Genomic DNA, 22,267 nt, shown 5'->3' on the forward strand with positions numbered 1-22,267 from the left:
CCATGCAGCTCTGTGCGCTTATGCGGTATTAGCAGCCGTTTCCAGCTGTTATCCCCCGGTATGGGGCAGGTCACCCACGCGTTACTCACCCGTCCGCCGCTCAGTCAGTTAAAAATCATCCGAAGAATCTTCTTAACTGCTTCGCTCGACTTGCATGTGTTAAGCACGCCGCCAGCGTTCATCCTGAGCCAGGATCAAACTCTCTGATAAAATGTTTGTTCCAAGTTCAAAATCAACATACTAGCTAATTTATCCTTTTTACTGTTTTAAAGGATCTTTCGATCGTTTTGAATTACTTATTCAGAACTTTCGAGGATGTGTTTCATTGTTTAATTATCAAGGATCTTTGCTGTTCTCTCGATCAGCAACTCGTTTATTTTATCAAACTCATTTGCATTTGTCAAGAACTTTTTTCAACTTTTTTTCAAAGCCGAGCGGAGAAGGAGGGATTTGAACCCTCGCGCCGCTATTAACGACCTACTCCCTTTCCAGGGGAGCCCCTTCAGCCAGCTTGGGTACTTCTCCATAGTTTGCCTGATTCATAATCAGATATTCAATTAACTGAGTTTTGAGCGGAGAGGGTGGGATTCGAACCCACGCGCCCTTTCGGACAAACGGTTTTCAAGACCGCCTCGTTATGACCGCTTCGATACCTCTCCGTGTGTGAATTCAAATCTCGGTAACTCCCGAAATCATCTCAGTTTTTAGCTTGTCAGCTTTGCGTTTTTATCTCTCTCGCTCAGCGACATTCGTTATTATATCAGCAGTGTTTCAGAATGTCAACCACTTTTTTGAATTTTTTTACATTTTTTTCAATTTCTTTTTCGTTTTCGCTGTTTTTCCCTGTTTTGCAATTCACACATTTGTTTTTATCCATTTATAGTTTGCTTTCTGTATTTTGCTTTTTTCTATTTTTCTGCCAGAAAGCTCTCTGCAACGAGCAGATCCTCCGGTGTTGTGATTTTTATATTTTCATAGCCGCCTTTTACCATCACTGATGCGATTCCCATCTCCTGCTCCACAACCATGGCATCGTCGGTGATTCCTTCTGTGGAATGCTGCATCAGTTTTTCGAATGCCGGAAACAGAAGCTCTGCTGCAAAGGCCTGCGGGGTCTGTGCCTGCCATACGAGATCTCTTCGCGGGCTTTCCCTGATTTTTCCGTTTTCATCGGTAAACTTGATGGTATCCTTGACCGGCATGCCAAGGACACAGGCTTTTTCTTCTTTTACACATGCGCAGAGACGTTCCAGCATTTCCTGGTTTAAAAACGGGCGGGCGCCATCGTGAATCAGAACGTAATCGGTCTTCTGATCCTGTTCGCTTTCCAGGCTTTTCAGCGTCTGCAATGCTTTCCAGACAGATTCATACCGTTCCCTTCCGCCTGCGCATACGGAAACAGTTTTCTTAATTCCATATTTTTCGATAATCTCTTTCTGACAGTATTCTATTTTATCCGCACCTGTCACAAGAATGATCTGGTCAATCTCCGGCGAATGTTCAAAAACCTCCAGCGCGTAAACCACGACTGGTTTTCCTCCGATTTCCAGAAACTGTTTTGCTACGCTTCCGCCCATCCGGGTTCCCTTTCCGGCTGCCAGGACAACCGCAGTGTATTTTTCTTTCTTCTCGCTCATCTTTTCCTCCGTTTTCTACAAATACAAAAACTCCGCAGCAGATCTCTCTTCTCCGTTCTGCTGCGGAAGTTTCTTTTTCTTATCGTTCTCCAAGCTTCAGGTTCGGTACGGCATTCAGGTCCCAGCCGTGGCGGGTTCCCTTCTGGTACTCGTAGTAAGCTGCCACACCGATCATGGCCGCATTGTCGGTACAGAAGATCGGGGACGGACGGTAAAAGCGGATGCCCTCTTTTTCACATGCTGCTTCCATCGCCGCGCGGAGTGCCCCGTTCGATGCAACGCCGCCGGCGATCGCCAGACGGTCCATATGGTAATCTTTGGCCGCACGGATGGCATTATCCACCAGAACATCCACAACGGCCTGCTGGAAGGACGCAGCGATGTCTGCTTCGACAATTGGTTCGCCTGTCATCCGGCATTTGTTCAGATGGTTTAAAACGGCAGATTTTACGCCGCTGAAGCTGAAGTCATACGGCGCATCCTCCATGTGGGCACGCGGGAAGTCGATGGCGTGCGGGTTTCCTTCTTTTGCCAGCTTGTCGATCTTCGGTCCGCCCGGATAGCCGAGTCCGATGGCACGGGCTACCTTGTCAAAGGCTTCTCCGGCTGCATCGTCTCTCGTTCTTCCGAGGATTTCGAAAGAACCGTAATCTTTTACAATGACAAGATGGGTATGGCCTCCGGAGATGATTTCACACAGGAACGGCGGCTCCAGATCCGGGTGTTCGATATAGTTCGCCGAGACGTGGCCTTCAATATGGTGAACGCCGACCAGCGGTTTCTTTTTTGCATAGGCGATCGCTTTTGCCTCTGCCACGCCGACGAGAAGTGCGCCGACAAGACCAGGGCCGTACGTAACACCGATCGCATCGATATCATCCAGAGTGACATCGGCTTCTTTTAAGGCCGCTTCTACAACCTGGTTGATTTTTTCGATATGTTTTCTGGATGCAATTTCCGGCACAACACCGCCATACAGGGTATGGATGGCGATCTGGGATGAAATAATGTTAGACAGCACACATCTTCCGTTTTTCACGACGGAGGCTGCGGTTTCATCGCAGGAGCTCTCAATTGCAAGAATCAGGGTATCTTTTTCACTCATTTTTCGTTTCCTCTTCAAATAACAGTTCTACTGATCTTCCGTCTTTTCCAAGCTCTGCGGCCGGGAAAATCTTCTGTACCTCATCCATGTACCGCTGCGGGCCGACGAGCGACGGGGAAAAGTGGGTCAGCCACATTTCGGCAGCCTCGGCATCTTTTGCCAGTTTTGCCGCCTCGTAGAAGGTCATATGCTTAAATTCTTTTGCTTTTGCCTGTTTTTCCGGCTCGCCGTACATTCCCTCGCAGATGAAAAGGTCGGAGCCTTTCGCATGTTCGGAGATCGACGGAATCGGGCGGGTATCGGTGCAGTAGGTCACCTTCAGTCCCTTTCTGGCAGGGCCGAGGACCATGTCCGGCGTATACGTCTTTCCATCCAGGGTGACAGTCTCGCCTTTCTGCAGCGGATTCCAGCATTTAATCGGAATTTCCTGTGCTTTAGCGCGCTCCACATCGAATTTTCCCTTGCGGGAGATTTCCAGCGAATAGCCGTAGCAGGTGATATTGTGCTGCACGCGGAAGGCTGTGATTTTGTAGCCGTTCATCTCGATCACTTCCTCCGGCGCTGTCACCTCGTGAAATACAATCGGGAACGGCAGCTCCGGGCAGATGACGCGCAGCGAATTGACGACGCGCTCCAGGCCTTTTGGGCCGATCATGGTCAACGGTTCTCTCCGGTCAGTGTTTCCCATCGTCAGGAGAAGTCCTGGAAGGCCGCTGATGTGGTCTGCGTGGTAATGGGTGAAGCAGATGGCATCAATCGGCTTAAAGGTCCAGCCTTTTTCCTTGATGGCAACCTGGGTTCCCTCGCCGCAGTCGATCAGAAGGCTGCTTCCGTTGTATCGGGTCATCAGGGCGGTCAGGCGTCTGCCTGGCAGAGGCATCATACCGCCTGTTCCCAGTAAACATACATCTAACACGTTTTTCCTCCATATTCTATCCGGCTTTTTTGAAAGCCGGTCAGGTATTTTACGTTGAAAAAGCGTGTCCAAAACGGTTTGTTTCAGACACGCTCTCATCTTAACACAGTTTTTTCAAACACGCAATGACGCGGGTTTTATTTATTTGCTGTCATGACAGCTTCCTTCATCATGCGGACATACGTATAGATGTGCTGCTCCGCATGAGTGCCGTACTTCGCAATCATTTTGACGATAGCGCTTCCTACGATGACACCGTCCGCAATTTTTGCAATGTTGGCCGCCTGATCGGTCGTGTTGATGCCGAAGCCTACAGCTACCGGAATATCGGTTACTTTGCGGATTGCGGCGATCATGGAATCGAGGTCTGTCTTGATCTCGCTTCTGACACCGGTAACGCCCAGAGACGATACGAGGTAGATAAAACCTTCGGCATCTGCGGCAATTTTCTGGATGCGCTGCTCAGATGTCGGCGCAATCAGGGAAATGACATCTACCTGATGGCTGCGCGCAATATCGTTTAATTCGCCTTTTTCCTCATACGGCATATCCGGGATGATGATGCCGTTGATGCCGACTTCCTCGCATTTTGTAAAGAACGGCTCGTATCCGTAATGGAACACCGGGTTTAAGTAGGTCATAAACACCAGCGGAATGTCTGTTTTTTTGCGCACGGAGGCTACCATATCGAAAATTTTATCGGTGGTGGTTCCGGCTTTTAAGGAACGGAGGTCTGCCTCCTGGATGACAACGCCCTCGGCGATCGGATCGGAAAACGGGATGCCGATCTCGATCAGGTCTGCGCCTGCTTTTTCGAGCTCCAGAATATAATTCTCTGTTTTTTCAATGTTCGGATCTCCGGCTGTCAGAAACGGAATGAATGCTTTGCCGTTTGAAAATGCTTCTGTTACTTTACTCATGAAGGTCCCTCCCTCTGTATCTTGCAATGGCTGCTACGTCTTTGTCTCCGCGTCCGGACAGACAGATGATGATGGAGTCTTCCGGATCAAATTCTTTTGCGATCTTCATCGCATGGGCTACTGCATGGGCACTCTCGATCGCACAGATGATACCCTCGGTTCTTGCGAGGTATTCAAAAGCTTCTACTGCCTCATCGTCCGTTACCGGAACGTATTCGGCGCGGCCGATGTCATGCAGATATGCATGCTCCGGTCCAATGCCCGGGTAGTCAAGGCCTGCGGAAATCGAGTAAACCGGTGCGATCTGACCGTATTTATCCTGGCAGAAGTAGGATTTCATACCGTGGAAGACGCCGAGTGTTCCGGTTGCAATGGTTGCTGCAGTCTCTGCGGTGTTGACGCCGCGTCCTGCTGCCTCGCATCCAATCAGGCGGACATTTTTGTCATTGATAAAGTTATAGAACATACCCATCGCATTGCTTCCGCCGCCGACGCATGCCATGACGGCTTTCGGGAGTTTTCCTTCTTTTTCGAGGATCTGCTCTCTTGCCTCTTTGCTGATGACAGCCTGGAAATCGCGGACGATGGTCGGGAACGGATGCGGGCCCATAACGGAACCGAGAACGTAGTGGGTGTCATCGACACGTGATACCCACTCGCGCATCGCCTCATTGACGGCATCTTTTAAGGTCATAGTTCCGGTAGTAACGGCATTTACTTTTGCACCGAGAAGCTCCATCCGGTATACATTGAGGGCCTGACGGTCGGTGTCTTCTTTTCCCATGAAGATCTCACACTCAAGTCCCATCAGCGCTGCTGCCGTTGCGGTTGCCACACCGTGCTGGCCGGCTCCGGTCTCTGCGATGACACGGGTTTTTCCCATTCTTTTTGCGAGGAGGCACTGTCCGAGCACGTTGTTGATTTTGTGGGCTCCGGTGTGGTTCAGATCCTCTCGTTTGAGGTAAATTTTTGCTCCGCCGAGATCCTTTGTCATTTTCTCTGCGTAGTAGAGAAGGGACGGGCGGCCCGCGTAATTTTTCAGCAGGTCATCGAGTTCCTGGCAGAACTCCGGATCGTTTTTATAATAATTGTACTGTTTTTCCAAATTGATAATTTCATTCATCAGAGTTTCCGGTATGTACTGGCCTCCGTGAATACCAAATCTTCCGTCAGACATGTCTTATCCTCCTTATGCATTCTGTGATTTTTTTCGGGTCCTTTACGCCGTCTGTCTCGACACCGCTGCTGATGTCGACGGCGAAGGGATGTGTCTGTAAAATCGCCTGTTCCACATTTTCGGCGTTCAGGCCTCCCGCAAGGAAATACGGGCGGTCCATGTTTCTGATCAGTGACCAGTCGAACGATTCGCCGGTACCGCCTTTTCCGTGGTCGAGAAGGATGTAATCGGCGCTGCTTTTTTTCGCCTTTTCGACGTCCTCCCTGGTTTTGATGGAAAATGCCTTGATCAGTTCCCCGCCGGTGCGGAACCGGAGCGAATGGATATATTCTTCACTCTCATTTCCGTGGAGCTGTGCCAGATCGATGACGCCCTCTTCGAGGTATCCTGCGACAATCGCCGGAAGCTCGTTCACAAAGACGCCGACCGCCTGGATTTCGGGATCCAGATAGCACCGCAGCGTCACGGCATGTTCTTTTGTAATCTGTCTGCGGCTTTTTGCAAAGACAAAGCCGACATATTCGGGCTTCAGCTCATTCACCGCATCGATGTCTTCCAGCCGTGTGAGCCCGCAGATTTTGATTCTGGTCTGTTCTTCCATAACGTTTGACTCCCCGTGCGCTCTGTTTTGTTTCGCGCACTTACGTTACCACTTTAACACATTGAAGAGAGTTTTTCAAGCTCTGCTTTTTTGTTGCTGCTCCGCATCAGCGTTTCGCCGATCAGAACGGCATCGGTTTTATTCTGATACAGTCTTCCGACATCCTCCGGCGTTTTGATGCCGCTCTCGGATACGAAAACAATGTTTTCCGGGACAAGCTCCCGCAGCCGCTCACTGTTGTGGATATCGACCGTGAAATCTTTTAAGTTGCGGTTGTTGACGCCGATGATCCTTGCTCCGGCGCGCATGGCCTGTGCAACCTCCGCCTCATCGTGGGCTTCCACAAGAGCGGAAAGGCCGAGGGAATGCGCTGTTTCCAGATATTCTTTTAAGGTTTCCTCCGGCAGCAGCGCACAGATCAGAAGGACAGCGGTGGCTCCGAGCACCTTTGCCTCGTAGATCATATAGGGATCCACGGTAAAATCTTTCCGCAGAACCGGGATGGATACGGTTTCTGCAATTTTTTTTAAGTAACGCTTGTCGCCTTTGAAGTATTCCGGCTCGGTCAGGCAGGAAATGGCGGAGGCACCGGCCGCTTCATATTCCTTTGCGATCTCCAGATAGGGGAAATCTTCTGCGATGATGCCCTTCGATGGGGAGGCTTTTTTTACCTCGCAGATAAAGGACATGCCCGGCTTTTTCAGCGTCTGTTCAAACGGGAATCCAGTATCCGGGTTCATCGCCGTTGCTTTTTCTTTCATTTCTGCAAGAGAACACTTCTCTTTTTCTGCAGCGACACGTTTTCTTGTGGCTTCTGCAATCGTTTCCAGTATCATATGTTTATTCCTCTTCTGCCAATCTGTTGGCGAGTGACACAAACTCTTCGAGTTTTTTCTGTGCTTTTCCGCTGTCGATCAGCTCCTCTGCCAGTTTCACAGCGTCCTGCATCGGGATTTCTTTTGCTACATGAAGGGCTGCGGCGGCATTCAGGACAACAGCGTCTCTTGCCGGGCCTTTCTTTCCTGCAAGAATTTCTTTCGTAATTTCAGCATTCTCCTGCGGGGTTCCGCCGACCAGCTCTTCTTTGGTACAGCGGGTCATGCCGAACTCTTCCGGTGTGATGACGTATTCCTCAAACGTTCCGTCCTTGATCTCGCAGACGCTTGTCGGTGCGCTTAAGGAAATTTCATCGAGGCAGTCCTGGCCGTAGACAACCATGCCGCGTTTGACACCAAGATTGGAGAGAACTTCTGCCATCGGGCGGACAAGTGCTTCCTCGTAGACACCCATCACCTGCATCGTGGCTGCTGCCGGGTTGGTCAGCGGTCCGAGGATGTTGAAAATGGTTCGGATGCCGAGCACCTTGCGGACCGGTGCCACGTATTTCATGGACATGTGGTATTTCTGTGCGAACAGGAAACAGATTCCAAGTTTTTCCAGAACTTCTTTGTTTTTCTCCGGCTCCAGGTCGATTTTGACGCCGAGCGCTTCGAGACAGTCGGCTGCGCCGGATCTGCTCGATGCGGCGCGGTTTCCGTGTTTTGCAACTGCGACGCCGCCTGCAGAGATCACAAGGGATGCTGTTGTGGAGATGTTGAAGGAATTGGATTTATCTCCGCCGGTTCCGACGATTTCCAGAACATCCTTGTCATGTTCCATGGGAACACCGTGCTTTCTCATGCCGTTGGCACATGCGGTGATCTCTTCGATTGTCTCGCCTTTCATCGTCATGGCAGTTAAAAATGCGCTGATCTGGATCGGATCGGCTTTTCCTCCCATGATTTCATCCATGGCGCCCTCTGCCATCTCGTAGGTTAAGTTCTCTTTATTTACCAGTTTTACAATCGCTTCCCGAATCATATTCTGTTCCTCTCTTTCTTTGCTGTCCTGTGATCTATCTTGTAATTTTTAAGAAGTTTTCTACCATCTGTCTGCCCTGCGGGGTCAGAATGGATTCCGGATGAAACTGGACTCCGTAGATCTTTTTCTCACTGTCCTCGACTGCCATGACCTCGCCGTCTGCAGTTCTTGCCGTTACCTTTAAGGTTTCCGGCAGTGTCGCTTCATCAGCTGCGAGGGAATGGTATCTTGCAACCGGAACGGTTTCCGGCAGCCCCTGGAATAATTCCGAGGTAAGATCCAGCGTTGTCTCGGACTGTTTGCCGTGCATCAGCTGTTTCGCATAGGTGACGGTCGCGCCGTACGCGGCACAGATTGCCTGATGGCCGAGGCAGACACCGAGGATCGGGATCTCGCCGCCTAATTTTTCTACAATCTCCATGCATCGGCCTGCCTGCTCCGGACGGCCCGGTCCGGGAGATAAAATGATGGATGCCGGTGCCAGTGCGCAGATTTCGTCGATCGTCATCTCGTCGTTCCGGATGACCTTCATGTCCGGATTGATCGAACCGGCAAGCTGATACAGGTTATAGGAAAAACTGTCATAATTATCTACCAGCAGTATCATAAGTTGCTTCCTCCTTCTGCCTCCGCAAGTGCGACCATCACGGCCTTTGCTTTGTTGATGCATTCCTGATGCTCTTTTTCCGGTACGCTGTCGGCTACAATGCCGGCACCGGAGCGGACGAACACTTTTCCGTTTTTCTTAAACGCAAGCCGGATTGCAATGCAGGTGTCCATATTTCCGGTGAAATCCAGATAGCCGATCGCACCGCCGTAAATGCCGCGCTTGTTGTTTTCCAGCTCGTTGATGATCTGACAGGCACGGAGCTTTGGTGCACCGGAGAGGGTTCCGGCCGGGAGAACGGAATCGATGGCATCGACTGCGGTCTTGTCTTTCCGAAGCTGTCCTTTTACAGTGGAACCGATGTGCATGACGTGGGAGTAACGCTCGATTGACATGTATTTTTCTACTTCCACGGTTCCGAAATCACAGATCTTTCCGAGATCGTTTCTTCCCAGATCAACCAGCATGTTGTGCTCGGCACGCTCTTTTTCATCGGCGAGGAGTTCTTTTTCCAGCCGCTGGTCTTCTTCATAGCTCTTTCCTCTCGGCCGCGTTCCGGCAAGCGGGAAGGTCCGGACCTCTCCGTCCTCGACTTTTACGAGAGTTTCCGGGGATGCACCGGCGATCTCGACATCATCACTCGAGAAGTAGAACATGTACGGCGACGGATTCGTCGTGCGGAGAACGCGGTACGTATCGAGGAGGCTTCCCTCAAAATCAGCTTCGAGCCGGTTGGAGAGAACGAGCTGGAAGAGGTCTCCCTCGTGGATATAATGTTTGACCTGCTCGACTTTCTCACAGTACGCTTTCTCATCGAAGAGCGGGCGGAACTCGGATTTCAGGTGGCCGGCTTTCGTCTCGGCCGGTTTTCCGAAGCGGATCAGCTCTTCCATTTTTTCGAGTTCCTGTACGGCTTTTTCGTAATTTTCTTCGAGATTTTCGGTTTCGATATTAATCATCAGTACGATTTTCTGACGGTAATTATCATAGGCGATGACCTTATCGAACAGCATCAGGTCGACATCTTTGAAATGTTCTTGATCTTCTGCGTCCAGCTTTAAGATCGGCTCGCTGTACTTGATGTAATCGTAAGAGAAGTATCCGACGAGGCCGCCAGTGAAGGTCGGCAGTGTCGCGATCTTCGGACTTTTATTTTTCTCAATCAGGGTTTTGATGACGGCTCCCGGATGGGCTGTCTTTGCGGTCAGCCGGATCTGTCCGGTCGGAAGCTGTTCTTTGCGGCTTTCTGGAATATCTTCTACTTTTTCCATCTCTGCCGCATCGGCGGTGATTGTCAGGTTTCCGTTGACACAGGTGAGTTCCAGAGACGGATCGTAGCCGAGGAAGGTGTATCTTCCCCACTGTTTTTTATCCTCCACGCTTTCGAGCATGTAGCAGTGGCTGCTGACGCCCTGCAGGACTTTCAGTGTTTCTACTGGTGTACGGATATCCGAATAAATTTCTCTGCTTACCGGGATTTTCCGAAAAGCTCCCGATGCGGCTGCTTTTGAAATTTCTTCTAACGTCATCTGTTTCATCTTGTTATCTCCTCTCCTTGTGTCTGCAAAGGCTGTCATCAACACTGATCCTCAGAACCAATTTCTGATATACAAAAAACCGCCCCCGGCAAAGAATCACTTTGTTCTTTGCCAAGGGCGGGTATATTTTTATACTCGTGGTGCCACCTTGTTTTGCGATTACTCACACGCTCTGCAGAATACGATCATATTCCTGGCAACTAACGTATGCCTGCACGTTACAGAATACTCAGACGGTTTCCCGCTTTTCCCTGTACCCTCCGTGGTCCATTTGCTGATCCGCTTTCTGTCCGGCTTCCACCTGCCCGGGCTCTCTGTGAGTGCGCTTCCAACGTTATCTCCACTTCATCGGTTTCGAAGTATTTATTTTTTCTTATGGGCTGTATTATAGTTCCATTCTTTTTTGCTGTCAAGTAATTTTTTTGTTCTTTTTGTTCAAAGTCCGGTATTTTTATGATATTCCCGTGTCCACGCCGCAAGAGCTTCGTCCAGATCGCGCGGGAGCTCGACATGCATTGCCTCGGTGATCTGGCGGTCCATCTCCCGTCTCGTCTCGGCATCCACTTTCCGCTCGGTGCACATCTGCTCATAGGCGTCCTGTCCTTTGCTCATGTAGACCGCAAACAGCCAGCTCTTTAACGATGCTTTCGTGTGCAGCTCTTCATTTGCTTTCTGAAAGCACGTAAGTGCTTCATTCATCTGGAACAGACTTGCGTAGGCACAGCCCATGTTGTTGTAAATACTTCCGGTGAACTGGCTTCCCATGTTGTTTTCGTTTTCCTCGGTATCTTTCAGCGTTTCCTGGTAAACCTGGATCGCATTGATATATTTTTCGTGGTCGACAAGGTAATCTCCCTTGATTTTTTTCCGCACAATCTCCGGCTGCTCCTCGAACCGTTTCAGGCGCTCATTCATCTCACGGAACTGATCGTGGGAAAGATAATTGATCTCCTTGAAGATCGGCAGGATAAACTCACCGATGTTCTTTTTCTCCTCCAGAAGGACGTAGAGACGCTGGTACAGTCTTCTTAAGTGGAGTTCTTCTTTCATCCACACCAGCAGCTGCTCGTTAATGATGGTCTCGTCCAGCAGATAGATGTTGTGGTACAGATAATAGCACAGTTCCTCGATGGAATAAATATTTGTGCTGATGTTGGAAATATAATACGGATTTTTCGCCCGTTTGACCTGACATAAAATATAACCGCTCATCGTTTACACCTCCCCCATCGTCTCGTGCCAGATTTTGTGGCTTGCCGGGAACATATCGCCAAAACCTAAATCCTCTGCGGTGATCTGACACGTAACCGGAGAATCATACTCCAGACGCAGACGGATCCGTGTTGTCTTCAGCGGCCGTTTGGGCAGCCCGTCCAGCTTCATGGTATAGCGGTTTCGTTTTCCGCTTTCCATGGAGCTTACAACAAATTCCAGCTCCTCTGTTCCGTCGAGGATCAGCTCACATTCTTTTTCTGCTTCATACCAGTTCACACCGGCTGCAATCAGCGCATAGTATGCCGGAGAACCATTGATCGTCATCTCCATGCCGATGTTGTAGCGCACGAGGTCATTTCCGAGGAAGAGATAGCCCTTTAAGCGGCGCTCCTCCACTTTTTCGCGCGCGGAAAAGCAGGCGCCCTGTGCAAACAGGTTCGTTCCGCCGAAGATTCTTCTCTGGTTTTTCTTTAACTGACGCAGAGAGTTGTCGGCCCAGGCAAGGTCGAACTCCTCGCTCACCAGAAATACGCTGGAATAAATTTCATTCCCCATCGCTTCTCCCATCAGATGGCAGAAATCGCGGTCGCGCTCCATCGGCTCGATCGAAAGTGCGGCTTTTGGCCCCCGTTTTACGGTCACAGTTGCCGGCTTCGTTTTACGGCTGATGGAAAGTTCAGAAAACGATGCTTCCTCATCTTTCAGGAAAAACAGACCGACTTTACGGCTCCAGAGCTCCGGCTTCTGGTTCAGCACATGGCAGTAAAAGCTCTCGTCATGCTCCTGCAGGTAGGCTCTGCCGCGCGGAAGTCCGATTATCTTGTATGCTTCACGCACATTTTCCACAAATGGACGGGTCAGATGGCCGTGGTGATCATCATCGCCTGGATCTGCTGGTCCGGGCGCTCGATGCCGATCATCTTCAGTGCTTCGCGAAGGAACGTGCCAAGGACTTCTCCCGGCGTGTAATCCCGGTTTTCGATCTGGCAGATGCGGGATCCCATGCAGATCTCGTACAGATTGTCCAGCCAGATGCCGTTTTCCGTGTGAGCAGATTTTTCTGCATCCGGTCCTGTTTTCCACGTTTCCTCATTCCGTTTTTTGGCAATGGCGGTCGGAAATTCCACCGCCTCTTCTCCTTCTTTTACCGGGATGGAGACGGCCGTATGGGTTCCCCTGTCATAGCAGCAGAACTGGGAATATTTCTCTCCAAAATCAAATCCTAAAATTAAATTTTTCTGTTCCATGTCGTATCCTCCTGCTGCTTCTTTTCATCCACAAGTGCAAAACAGTTCCGAACCAGAGCCTCCTGCTGCAGATACTTTTGGAATGCTTCTTCTGCTTTTTCCGAATCTCCTGCCGCGCGCGCTGCTTTCATCTGATTCAGAAGCTGGTACCGCGTCTTTCCTGCTTTTGGTTCGCCGGTCATGGAGACGGTTTTCACCTCTGTTTTTCCCTCGCCCTGACGGTTCGTAAAGGTCAGGTAATACTCCATTTTCTCGCCGTAGAACAGCAGAAACTCTTTCACAAAAATGCCCTGATACATATTGCGCATCGGTTCGCTCTTCCATGTTTCTTCGGCGTTTGTCCGGTAATGAATCGTCACCTTTGCCTCCGCTCTCTGGCGCTCCTCGATGAACATGCGGTCGCCGATCTGGAAGCCTTCGGTCAGGTGCTCCGGCAGATCCTTGTAGAAGGCAAAGCGGAGTCCCTGTTTCGTAAACGCCAGAAGCAGGGTATGCGCCTCTTTTTCTTCCTCCTCAGAAAGCTGCGGCTTCGTGGAAAGATGTTTCAGCATCGCAAAACGGCAGATCTCGTCCAGCTCCCAGCCCTGTTTCCAGGCGCGGTCCAAGTAGTCAAACATCTGATCCGAAAGCGGTTTTCCGTCCATAAAATAGCCGATCGCAAGATACGTCAGGTATGCCAGAATGACATGCTCTTTTCCGCTCTGGCGGATGTAGCTCTCCAGCATTTCCTGCTCCCACTTCGGGTGGCTGCGCACAAAGACGGACCAGGTCAGAATGCGCTCCTCCAGCTTGTCGCTCTCCATCTGAAAGCCGCGGATTTTATCCCATAAACTGCACATATCCTCAATAGAACCGGTGAAATAATCTCTCAGATAGCACAATACAATTTCATCGTAAATGCCCTGTTTTACCACGTAGGATGCCAGATAGAGAAGCTCCTCGTCCTCTGTAAACTCTTTTTCCAGAATCATCGCATGCGCCAGACGGAAGAGACACGACACCGGGATCTTTTCGTAGCCGTACCGATCCGTCAGGGCAAAGGCGCGGCTGTAACAGCCGTAGCGTACCAGAAGCTCGATCGTAGAAATACGGTCCACCTTTGCGTAAGCGCTGTCCTCCAGCTCTGCAACAGCTGCCTCGGTCTCACGCTCATCCGGATGGGCAAGATAGTATTCCAGCAGTTTCTGACGCACTGTTTTCCGGTAAGCACTGGAAAATGCGCTCGTGCGCGCTGCCTGCTGATACCAGGCAAGATTTTCTGCGGTAAGCTGCATCTCCTCTTCCTGCTCCCCGCACAGGTGCAGCAGCAGACCCGGATTTTCAATGGCAAAACCGCCGCAGGCACGGGCAAGCTCTTCATCCGTAAACAATGGCTCTATGCGGCAGGTTTCTGTCACCGCATATCTTCTGCGCTGCTCATCTTCGAGAAGAATCCGCGCTTTTTTGCCGTACAGACGGATATAAGCACCCCGTTCCGTCATCGGATAGGACGTTTCGCCCCCCATCGCCGGATGGCAGACGATCACACGCGTGATTTTCGGATTTTCACACGTTACATGATGGGTAAACAGCACATTTGCGATCGCTTTTGCGCTGTCGGGATCTTCCGGTTTTTTCAGAAAAGTCCGGTACAGTGCGGCGTATTCGCGGTTCATGCGGCCTTTCTGGATCTGTCTTGCCGTGAAAACCTCCATCGCCGGGCGGTAGCTCTGGAATGTATGGCGGTCTTTTTCGCGGTTTCTGATCACGTTGGCGTAGATCAGCGCTTTCTTCTGGCCTGCCAGTGTGTTGCTGTAGGAGAAATACATCCGGATGACCTGCGGAAGGACCTCGTCGAACGACGCATCCATCGTTTCGATATAGTACTCGTACAGGCGCGTGATGCGGATGTTCCGCTCCACGGCTTTTGCATACCACGGGAAATATTCCTTCCGCACCGGGCGGCCCTTCATCACCAGTTTGCAGATGGCTTCGAGCACTTCATCGGATGGAAAACGCTCATAGCCCGCAGTCAGAATCTGATAGACATTCTCATCGAACGTTTTCATCGTCTCTGTAAGATAAGCGGCCCGTTTTAACAGTTCCCCGCTTAAAATGCCTTCTTTCTGCGCAAATTTCAGCACCTGAACGGTGAACGGCGAAATCCGGCGGAGCTGTCCCTCCTGGCGGAGATAGAGCTGTGCCGCATCCAGATACAGAAGCGGGCTCTTGCACCCGCACTCATAGCAAAGTTCCATCGCGTAGAGCTGACGGGTCAGCGACTGCTGCCAGGAATCGTCGGCATCAATGGCAAGCTTTAACAGAAAATAGCTTGCACTCTCCTGCCGCATCAGTGTTCCAAGGCGTGATACCAGCTCGGTATGGCCCACTTCCATTTTCAGCTTCCATGCCAGATACAGATACGCTCCTTTTTTCTCCGCGGTGTCCAGCAGTTCCTGATGCTCTTTTACGTAAGAAAGCGTTTCTCTTGCTTTTCCGGTTTCCTCATGGCTCTCGTACAGCCATGCTTTTCCCAGCGTCACCCACGCCATGTCTCCGCCGGCTTTTTCGAACTGCTCGATGGCCTCCCAGGTGTCCTGATACCAGGTACGGTAGTCGCGTTTATGGACTGCCAGATCGAGATAGCCGCGCGCGATGGCAGTTATCTGACGGTCGCGCTCCGTATTTTTCCTGCTGGTCACATGTTTTTCGCTGTTTGTCACTTCCAGTTCAAAGCGAAGCTCCTGTTTTCCCTGACGCACCGTAATTCTGCCGTAATGGCGGCCGTTTCCGATTTTCTCCTGATGGATAATGTATTCCACACCGTAGACGCTTCCGATGAAATCTTCTGAAGTGACGACTTTCTTTTCCACTTCCAGAAAGTCTCCCTGCACCTCGATTTCCATGCGGACGTAGCCCCAGGTATTTTTATACAGATACAGTGTTTCCTTGCGCGGCTGGTCCACGGTAAGTACAGTTTTCTCCGGCTGTTCCGCCGAAAGCATCACCGGCTCTTTCTGACCGAGGGCAACCAGAAATTCCTCCAGGTGCTGAAATGTCACCGGCTTGTGGGACAGTCCCTGATAAAGTGCCATCTGCTCCGGTGCCTCTTTCTGAAGAAGACGTGCAAACTCTTTTTTTACAAAGAAGCGGTACGCTGCGCCGAAATCATGGCTTGCCAGATGCACAAAATCTGCCAGGGAATGAATCTCCTGTCCGGAAATGTTCATTGTCTTTCCTGCAATCGAGACGTGTACCCGCACGCAGCGTTCCTCCAGATTGCTGCTGACGGTGATGTTTCCACAGATTTCATCGCCTGCTTTTAATCCGCTGGTATCCACGCCGTACTCAATCGTACTCGCCGTTCCCTGGAACTGATTTTTCGCCAGAACGATTCTCTGATGATCTGTGGTCACAATTCCTTTTACTCTTCTCCCGTCTTCCGCTCCGATATTCAGCTCTCCGCGGAAATTCTGCCCCTCGTCCAGCGTCAGGGCCACCTCCGTCTCGGACAGCAGCAGATGGGGAACCTCATATTCAAATCTGCCGTTCAGCAGTTGTTCCAATCTTCTTCTCAATGTTTTTCACCTTATTTTATCTAAATCGTTTTCGTTCTTTTCCACAACGTCTGATTATACCCCAAGACGCACGGGATTGCAACGGAAAGGGGACGCTCCTTTTAATAGTCGAACAGCGAAAACTGGTTGCTTTCGGGCAGATCTCCGAAGACACCGAGGTCCGCCATAAAGTCGATAATCGTCTTGCTGACCTTGGTGCGGTCGCGGAAATCATCTTTCGAGAGGAATTTTCCGTTTCGTGCCGCAAGGACAACGGCGTCGGCCGCCTTGTCGCCCAGACCCTCGATCGAGTCGAGCGCCGGCATCAGATGTTTGTCATCGTAGACCTGGAAGCGGTGCGCCTGTGCCTTATAGAGGTCCACCGGCACGAAATCGAAGCCGCGGGCGTACATTTCCTGGACAATCTTCATATCCTTGACAGTTGCCTGCTCCTTCTGAGTCAGCGTGTCTTTCCGTTTTTCGTAATCTTTCATATAATATTCCAGCCGGTCGCGTCCCATGCACATGAGCTCGTAGGAGAATGCGGACGCACGAATGGAGAAGTACGCCGCATAGTACGCCAGCGGATAGAAAATTTTATAGTAAGCGATGCGGTACGCCATCATGACGTACGCCGCCGCGTGGGCTTTCGGGAACATGTACTTGATCTTTTTACATGACCAGATGTACCAGTCCGGCACATCGTGGGCCTTCATCTCCTCTTCCCACTCCGGTTTTAGCCCTTTCCTTTTCGCACACTCTCCATGATCGTAAAGGAAAGCTCACTTTCGAGTCCCTTGTCGATCAGGTAGATCATGATATCGTCCCGGGTACAGATGGCGGTGGAAATCGTCGCCTTGCCCTCCTCGATCAATGTCTGCGCATTGCCGAGCCATACGTCGGTTCCGTGCGACAGACCGGAGATACGGATCAGGTCAGAGAACGACTGCGGCTTCGTGTCCAGAAGCATCTGGATAACGAAATCGGTACCGAACTCCGGCACGCCAAGGCATCCAAGCGGGCAGCCGCCGATGTCCTCCGGCTTGATGCCGAGCGCCTCGGTGCTCTTGAACAGCGACATGACCTCCGGGTTATCGAGCGGAATCGTCTGCGCATCAAGGTGCGTGATATCCTCGAGCATACGGATCATGGTCGGATCATCGTGTCCGAGAATGTCGAGCTTTAAGAGGTTGGCATCAATGGAGTGGTAATCGAAATGGGTCGTAATAATGTCGGTTGTCATATCGTTCGCCGGATGCTGCACCGGGGTGAAGGAGTTGATATCCTCACCGAACGGCAGAACGATGATACCGCCCGGGTGCTGGCCGGTGGTACGGCGGATGCCGGTGCATCCTTCCACGATACGGTCGATCTCGCAGTTCCGTTTGTGCTGGCCACGCTCTTCGTAATAGTTCTTCACGTAACCGAACGCTGTTTTATCCGCCAGCGTACCGATGGTTCCCGCACGGAACGTCTGACCGGCGCCGAAAATAACCTCTGTGTATTTGTGCGCCTTACTCTGGTAATCACCGGAAAAGTTCAGGTCGATATCCGGCTCTTTGTTTCCCTTGAATCCAAGGAACGTCTCGAACGGAATGTCAAATCCGGCTTTTTTCAGCGGCTTGCCGCAGTTCGGGCAGACGGCGTCCGGCATATCGCATCCGGCACGGCCGACGTACTCTTTGACGCGCGGCGAATCGAACTCGCTGTAATGGCACGATTCACAGTAGTAATGCGGGCTCAACGGGTTTACCTCCGTGATTCCCGCCATCGTCGCAACGAACGAGGAACCGACGGAACCACGCGATCCTACGAGGTAGCCGTCCTCGTTCGACTTCCACACTAGTTTCTGTGCGATGATGTACATAACGGCATATCCGTTGGAAATAATGGAGTTCAGCTCCCGTTCGAGGCGCGCGGAAACGATCTCCGGCAGCTCCTCGCCGTAGATTTCATGCGCGCGGTCGTAACAGATTCTCCGCAGTGTCTTGTCGGAATCCTCGATGACCGGCGGAAATTTTCCGGCACGGATCGGGGAGATTTTCTCGACAAGGTCGGAGATTTTGCGCGGATTGGTGATGACGACCTCCTCCGCTTTCTCACTTCCGAGATACGAAAACTCTTCAAGCATCTCCTCGGTAGTGCGCAGGAACAGCGGTGCCTGCTCATCCGCGTCGTCAAAACCTTTTCCGGTCATGATGATGCGGCGGTAGATCTCGTCCTGCGGATCCATGAAGTGGACGTCGCACGTTGCCACAACAGGCTTATGGAACTGCTCGCCAAGTTTGACGATGCGCCTGTTGATCTCCTTTAAATCCTCCTCGCTCTCTACGGCAGAAACGTCCTCTTTTTTGATCATGAACGCGTTGTTGCCGATCGGCTGGATTTCCAGATAATCGTAGAAGTCCACGAGACGCGCAATCGCCGCATCCGGTTCACCGCGCAGGATTGCCTGGTAGAGTTCGCCCGCCTCGCAGGCAGATCCGATCATCAGACCGTCCTGGTATTTCAGGTAGACGCTCTTTGGCAGCTTCGGCCGGCGGTTGTAGTATTTCAGGTGGGATTCCGACACGAGGCGGTACAGATTGACACGTCCCGTCTCGTTCTTTGCCAGAATGATCGCATGGTACGATGGAAGCTTGCGCACAGCCTCCTCCGATACTTTTCCCTGCGCATTCAGGTCATCCAGAGTCAGAATATTGCGCTCCTCCAGCATTTTTACGAATTTCACGAAAATTTCCGCCGTACAGCCGGCATCGTCCACCGCACGGTGATGGTTTTCCAACGATACGCCGACCGCCTTCGCAACGGTATCCAGCTTGAAACGGTTCAGGCCCGGCAGCAGGAAACGCGCCATGGCGACGGTGTCCGCCGTTGTAAATTCCCGCTCGATCCCCTGCAGGACGCAGTTGTGCTCGATAAAGCTCATATCAAACGAAGCATTGTGGGCAACCATAACGGCTCCCTCACTGAACTCCAGGAATTTCGGCAGCACCGTTTCGATGTCCGGCGCGTCAAGAACCATGTTGTCGTTGATGCCGGTCAGGTTCTCAATCCGGAACGGGATCGGGACTTTCGGGTTAACGAAAGTGGAAAACTTATCGACAATCGCTCCGTTTTCCACACGGACGGCGCCGATCTCGATGATTTTGTTGACAACCGGGGAAAATCCCGTCGTCTCGATATCAAACACAACGTAGCTTCCGTGGATGTCCTGTCCTTTGCTGTTGACAACGATATCTTTCAAGTCGTCGACGAGATAAGCCTCCATGCCGTAGATGACCTTGAACGGAGCCGAAACTTTTTTCAGCTCATCTTTTGTCGCATCCGGGTGCTCTGCCTGGTATTTTTTCCGGTAAGCGCCGTCGATCGCCTCGATCGCATGGTTTGCCTCCGGGAAGGACTGCACCACGCCGTGGTCAGTGATCGCGATCGCCGGATGGCCCCACTCGTAGGCACGCTGTACCAGACGGGCAGCATCGGTGACACCGTCCATATCGCTCATCTTTGTATGACAGTGCAGCTCCACACGCTTCACCGGACTCGTATCCTGACGGCCGGTACGGAAATCGGTGATCTTCTTGATGCCCCAGACAGACATAACCGTCAGATCGTGGTCAAATGCATCAACCGTCGTTTTTCCTTTTACTTTAATGAACGCGCCTTTTTTGATCGCATCCTTTAATTCCGGCACTTCCGCGTTCTGGACGAAAATCTTGACGCCGATGGTATCCGTAAAGTCGGTGATCGTGAACATGAAAATCGTACGCTCATTCCGGATCTCGCGCATATCCACACTCTGGACTCTTCCTCGGATGACAACATCACCGATCTCATCGCCGATTTTCAGAATCTCCACGCTCTCATCCTCGAAATCTCTTCCGTACAGCACATCCGGATTGGAGGATTTGCGCGGCTGATTGTCCGCATTCCGGCTGAAACTGCCCTTGCCTTTCTTGAAGGAACCGCGTCCGCCGCCGGAAAAACCTTTTCCCCTTCCGCCGTCTGCTGCTTTTTCTTTTTTCGCCTCGCCGCCCTTGGCTGCTGCGGCTGCTTTTGGCTGTTCGCCTGCTGCTTCCGCCTGCTCTTCCATCCGGTTCTGCTCTTTTTCGCCGAGCATCTCACCGTAATGGGTATGCGCCAGAACGTGGCGCACTTCCTCCCGGATGCGGAGCTCGGAATTTCTCATGGCGCGGCTCTCGCCCTCCGGCTTTCTCATCTCGGTTTCCACGATCAGGTCGAAGCCGCACCGCTCACAGAAGATTTTCTCGATAATGTGGACCAGCTCCTCCTCGCGCTCCTTTGCCACAACGGAATCCACGAGCACCAGGTGCATTTTGTTCGTCTCCGGGAAGGTAATCTCGGCAGTCGAAAACAGATGATTCAGAAAGACACTGTGGTTTTTCAGCTCGAGCAGGATACTCGGACGGTACACCTCCAGAAAGTTTTCCGGCGTATACTGGCGCGACAAATAGAACCGCTCAATAATCTTCACGCGCAGCGGCACGTTGGAAAAGAGCTGCTCCTCGATCTGGCGCTCCAGCTGATAAATATATTTTTTGTGAATCCACTGATGGCTGACCACATAGATCCGCAGCAGATCTTTTTTCTTATTGATCGATACCCGCGAAACCTCCACGGTATCGAGAAGCTCTGCCATGCCCCCTTCGATTCTCAAATCCGGAAATACTTCCTGAAACTGTTTTTCCATTCCTATTCCTGCTTTCTTTTCTACTTGCCCCAGTGATCCAGCTCGTCCTTTAAGACGGACAGCAGCTCGCTCTCCGGTACTTTTTTCACGATTTCACCTTTTTTAATTAAAATGCCGACGCCTTTTCCGCCTGCAACACCAAGATCCGCCTCTTTTGCCTCGCCCGGTCCGTTGACCACGCAGCCCATGACGGCAACCTTGATATCAAGATCGTAGCCCTGCACAAGTGTTTCCACCTGGTTTGCCAGTCCGATCAGGTCAATCTGGGTCCGTCCGCAGGTCGGACACGATACGACCTCAATGCCGCCTTTTCGAAGTCCCAGGGTCTTTAAGATCCGTTTTGCGGATTTGATTTCCTCGAGCGGATCGCCGGTCAGGGAAACACGGATCGTATCTCCGATGCCTGATATAAAATAATACCGAGCCCCACTGCCGATTTGATGTTGCCGGAATACAGCGTTCCTGCCTCCGTAATGCCGACATGAAGCGGATGATCCGTCTGGTTCGTGATCAGCTCATGCGCTTTTGCACACATCATCACATCAGACGATTTGATACTGATGACGAGATTGTCATAGCCCATCTCCTCAATGATCCGCACTTTGTCGAGCGCGCTCTCCACCAGGCCCTCTGCCGTTACGCCGTTGTATTTTTCCACCAGCTCTTTTTCGAGTGAACCGCTGTTGACGCCGACGCGGATCGGAATCTGGCGTTCTTTTGCTGCATCTACAACCGCCTGGATCCGGTCGCGGCTGCCGATGTTGCCCGGGTTGATGCGGATTTTATCGGCTCCGTTTTCGATCGCGGCAATCGCCAATCGATAGTCAAAATGAATATCTGCTACAAGCGGAATCGAGATCTGCTTTTTGATCTCGGACAGCGCCTTGGCTGCCTCCATGGTCGGGACGGCGCATCGGATAATGTCACATCCGGCTTCCGTGAGCGCCTGGATCTGCTTTACGGTTGCCTCCACATCTTCTGTTTTGGTATTCGTCATGGACTGGATCAGAATCGGATTTCCGCCTCCGATGACCCGGTCGCCGATTTTCACAACTCGTGTATTTGCTCTGCTCATTGTCTTTCCTCCATTTATTTTCTCCGTGATGGCATAAAAATCTTATTTTATTATAAGACAATTTTTTCTCCGGCACAACCGTCTTTTCTCTTGCAATTTTTTCCCAAATTTTCTATAATGCT

14 protein-coding genes, 2 tRNA genes, 1 rRNA gene and 2 pseudogenes are annotated in these 22,267 nt (G+C 51.4%); all 19 read right to left on the reverse strand.

Annotated features, from left to right (window positions below):
- A 16S ribosomal RNA gene (locus DWZ60_RS03295) occupies window positions 1-210 on the reverse strand; the annotation flags it as partial.
- Window positions 211-435: 225 nt separating this feature from the next.
- A tRNA-Ser gene (locus tag DWZ60_RS03300) sits at window positions 436-525 on the reverse strand.
- 48 nt (window positions 526-573) lie between these two features.
- Window positions 574-659 (reverse strand) — tRNA-Ser (locus DWZ60_RS03305).
- A 249-nt stretch (window positions 660-908) separates the two neighbouring features.
- Window positions 909-1,637, reverse strand: coding sequence for a 2-C-methyl-D-erythritol 4-phosphate cytidylyltransferase (ispD, locus tag DWZ60_RS03310; RefSeq protein ID WP_119221236.1), 729 nt, complete (start codon window positions 1,635-1,637; stop codon window positions 909-911).
- Window positions 1,638-1,716: 79 nt separating this feature from the next.
- Window positions 1,717-2,742 carry a tRNA (adenosine(37)-N6)-threonylcarbamoyltransferase complex transferase subunit TsaD gene (tsaD, locus tag DWZ60_RS03315; RefSeq protein WP_022462650.1) on the reverse strand — a complete coding sequence of 342 codons (1,026 nt, stop codon included), beginning with the start codon at window positions 2,740-2,742 and terminating at the stop codon, window positions 1,717-1,719.
- Window positions 2,735-3,658 carry a ribonuclease Z gene (locus tag DWZ60_RS03320; protein ID WP_022462651.1) on the reverse strand — a complete coding sequence of 308 codons (924 nt, stop codon included), beginning with the start codon at window positions 3,656-3,658 and terminating at the stop codon, window positions 2,735-2,737. The genes tsaD and DWZ60_RS03320 overlap by 8 nt, the downstream gene beginning before the upstream one ends.
- A gap of 137 nt (window positions 3,659-3,795) precedes the next feature.
- Window positions 3,796-4,578 carry a tryptophan synthase subunit alpha gene (trpA, locus tag DWZ60_RS03325; RefSeq protein WP_117804941.1) on the reverse strand — a complete coding sequence of 261 codons (783 nt, stop codon included), beginning with the start codon at window positions 4,576-4,578 and terminating at the stop codon, window positions 3,796-3,798.
- Window positions 4,571-5,755 carry a tryptophan synthase subunit beta gene (gene trpB / locus DWZ60_RS03330; protein WP_022462653.1) on the reverse strand — a complete coding sequence of 395 codons (1,185 nt, stop codon included), beginning with the start codon at window positions 5,753-5,755 and terminating at the stop codon, window positions 4,571-4,573. Before trpB ends, trpA begins: the two co-directional genes overlap by 8 nt.
- Window positions 5,748-6,356, reverse strand: coding sequence for a phosphoribosylanthranilate isomerase (locus DWZ60_RS03335; RefSeq protein WP_118640487.1), 609 nt, complete (start codon window positions 6,354-6,356; stop codon window positions 5,748-5,750). Before DWZ60_RS03335 ends, trpB begins: the two co-directional genes overlap by 8 nt.
- A gap of 53 nt (window positions 6,357-6,409) precedes the next feature.
- A complete protein-coding gene (gene trpC, locus DWZ60_RS03340) occupies window positions 6,410-7,192 on the reverse strand; it encodes an indole-3-glycerol phosphate synthase TrpC (RefSeq protein ID WP_055219907.1) in 783 nt (260 codons plus the stop codon).
- Window positions 7,193-7,196: 4 nt separating this feature from the next.
- Window positions 7,197-8,216, reverse strand: a complete 1,020-nt coding sequence (gene trpD / locus DWZ60_RS03345) for an anthranilate phosphoribosyltransferase (protein WP_117761645.1) — start codon at window positions 8,214-8,216, stop codon at window positions 7,197-7,199.
- A 34-nt stretch (window positions 8,217-8,250) separates the two neighbouring features.
- Window positions 8,251-8,823 (reverse strand): anthranilate synthase component II, encoded by a 573-nt coding sequence (locus DWZ60_RS03350; protein WP_022462657.1) that lies wholly within the window; start codon window positions 8,821-8,823, stop codon window positions 8,251-8,253.
- The gene (gene trpE, locus DWZ60_RS03355; RefSeq protein WP_119221237.1) at window positions 8,820-10,361 is read right to left on the reverse strand and encodes an anthranilate synthase component I; all 1,542 of its coding nucleotides are present in this window, start codon (window positions 10,359-10,361) and stop codon (window positions 8,820-8,822) included. Before trpE ends, DWZ60_RS03350 begins: the two co-directional genes overlap by 4 nt.
- Before the next feature lie 435 nt (window positions 10,362-10,796).
- On the reverse strand, window positions 10,797-11,573 hold the full coding sequence (locus DWZ60_RS03360) for a hypothetical protein (protein ID WP_119221238.1): 777 nt from the start codon (window positions 11,571-11,573) through the stop codon (window positions 10,797-10,799).
- Between the two features lie 3 nt (window positions 11,574-11,576).
- A complete protein-coding gene (locus tag DWZ60_RS03365) occupies window positions 11,577-12,413 on the reverse strand; it encodes a DUF5716 family protein (RefSeq protein WP_147397713.1) in 837 nt (278 codons plus the stop codon).
- A gap of 20 nt (window positions 12,414-12,433) precedes the next feature.
- Window positions 12,434-12,823, reverse strand: coding sequence for a hypothetical protein (locus DWZ60_RS03370; RefSeq protein WP_119221240.1), 390 nt, complete (start codon window positions 12,821-12,823; stop codon window positions 12,434-12,436).
- The gene (locus DWZ60_RS03375) at window positions 12,805-16,380 is read right to left on the reverse strand and encodes a DUF5717 family protein (RefSeq protein WP_147397714.1); all 3,576 of its coding nucleotides are present in this window, start codon (window positions 16,378-16,380) and stop codon (window positions 12,805-12,807) included. The genes DWZ60_RS03370 and DWZ60_RS03375 overlap by 19 nt, the downstream gene beginning before the upstream one ends.
- Window positions 16,381-16,481: 101 nt before the next feature.
- Window positions 16,482-21,070 (reverse strand): annotated as a pseudogene (locus tag DWZ60_RS03380) (PolC-type DNA polymerase III).
- Between the two features lie 20 nt (window positions 21,071-21,090).
- Window positions 21,091-22,145 (reverse strand): annotated as a pseudogene (gene ispG, locus DWZ60_RS03385) (flavodoxin-dependent (E)-4-hydroxy-3-methylbut-2-enyl-diphosphate synthase).
- Window positions 22,146-22,267: the final 122 nt, after the last annotated feature.

This window comes from Blautia sp. AF34-10 (assembly GCF_003477865.1).
Lineage (GTDB): Bacteria > Bacillota > Clostridia > Lachnospirales > Lachnospiraceae > Fusicatenibacter > Fusicatenibacter saccharivorans.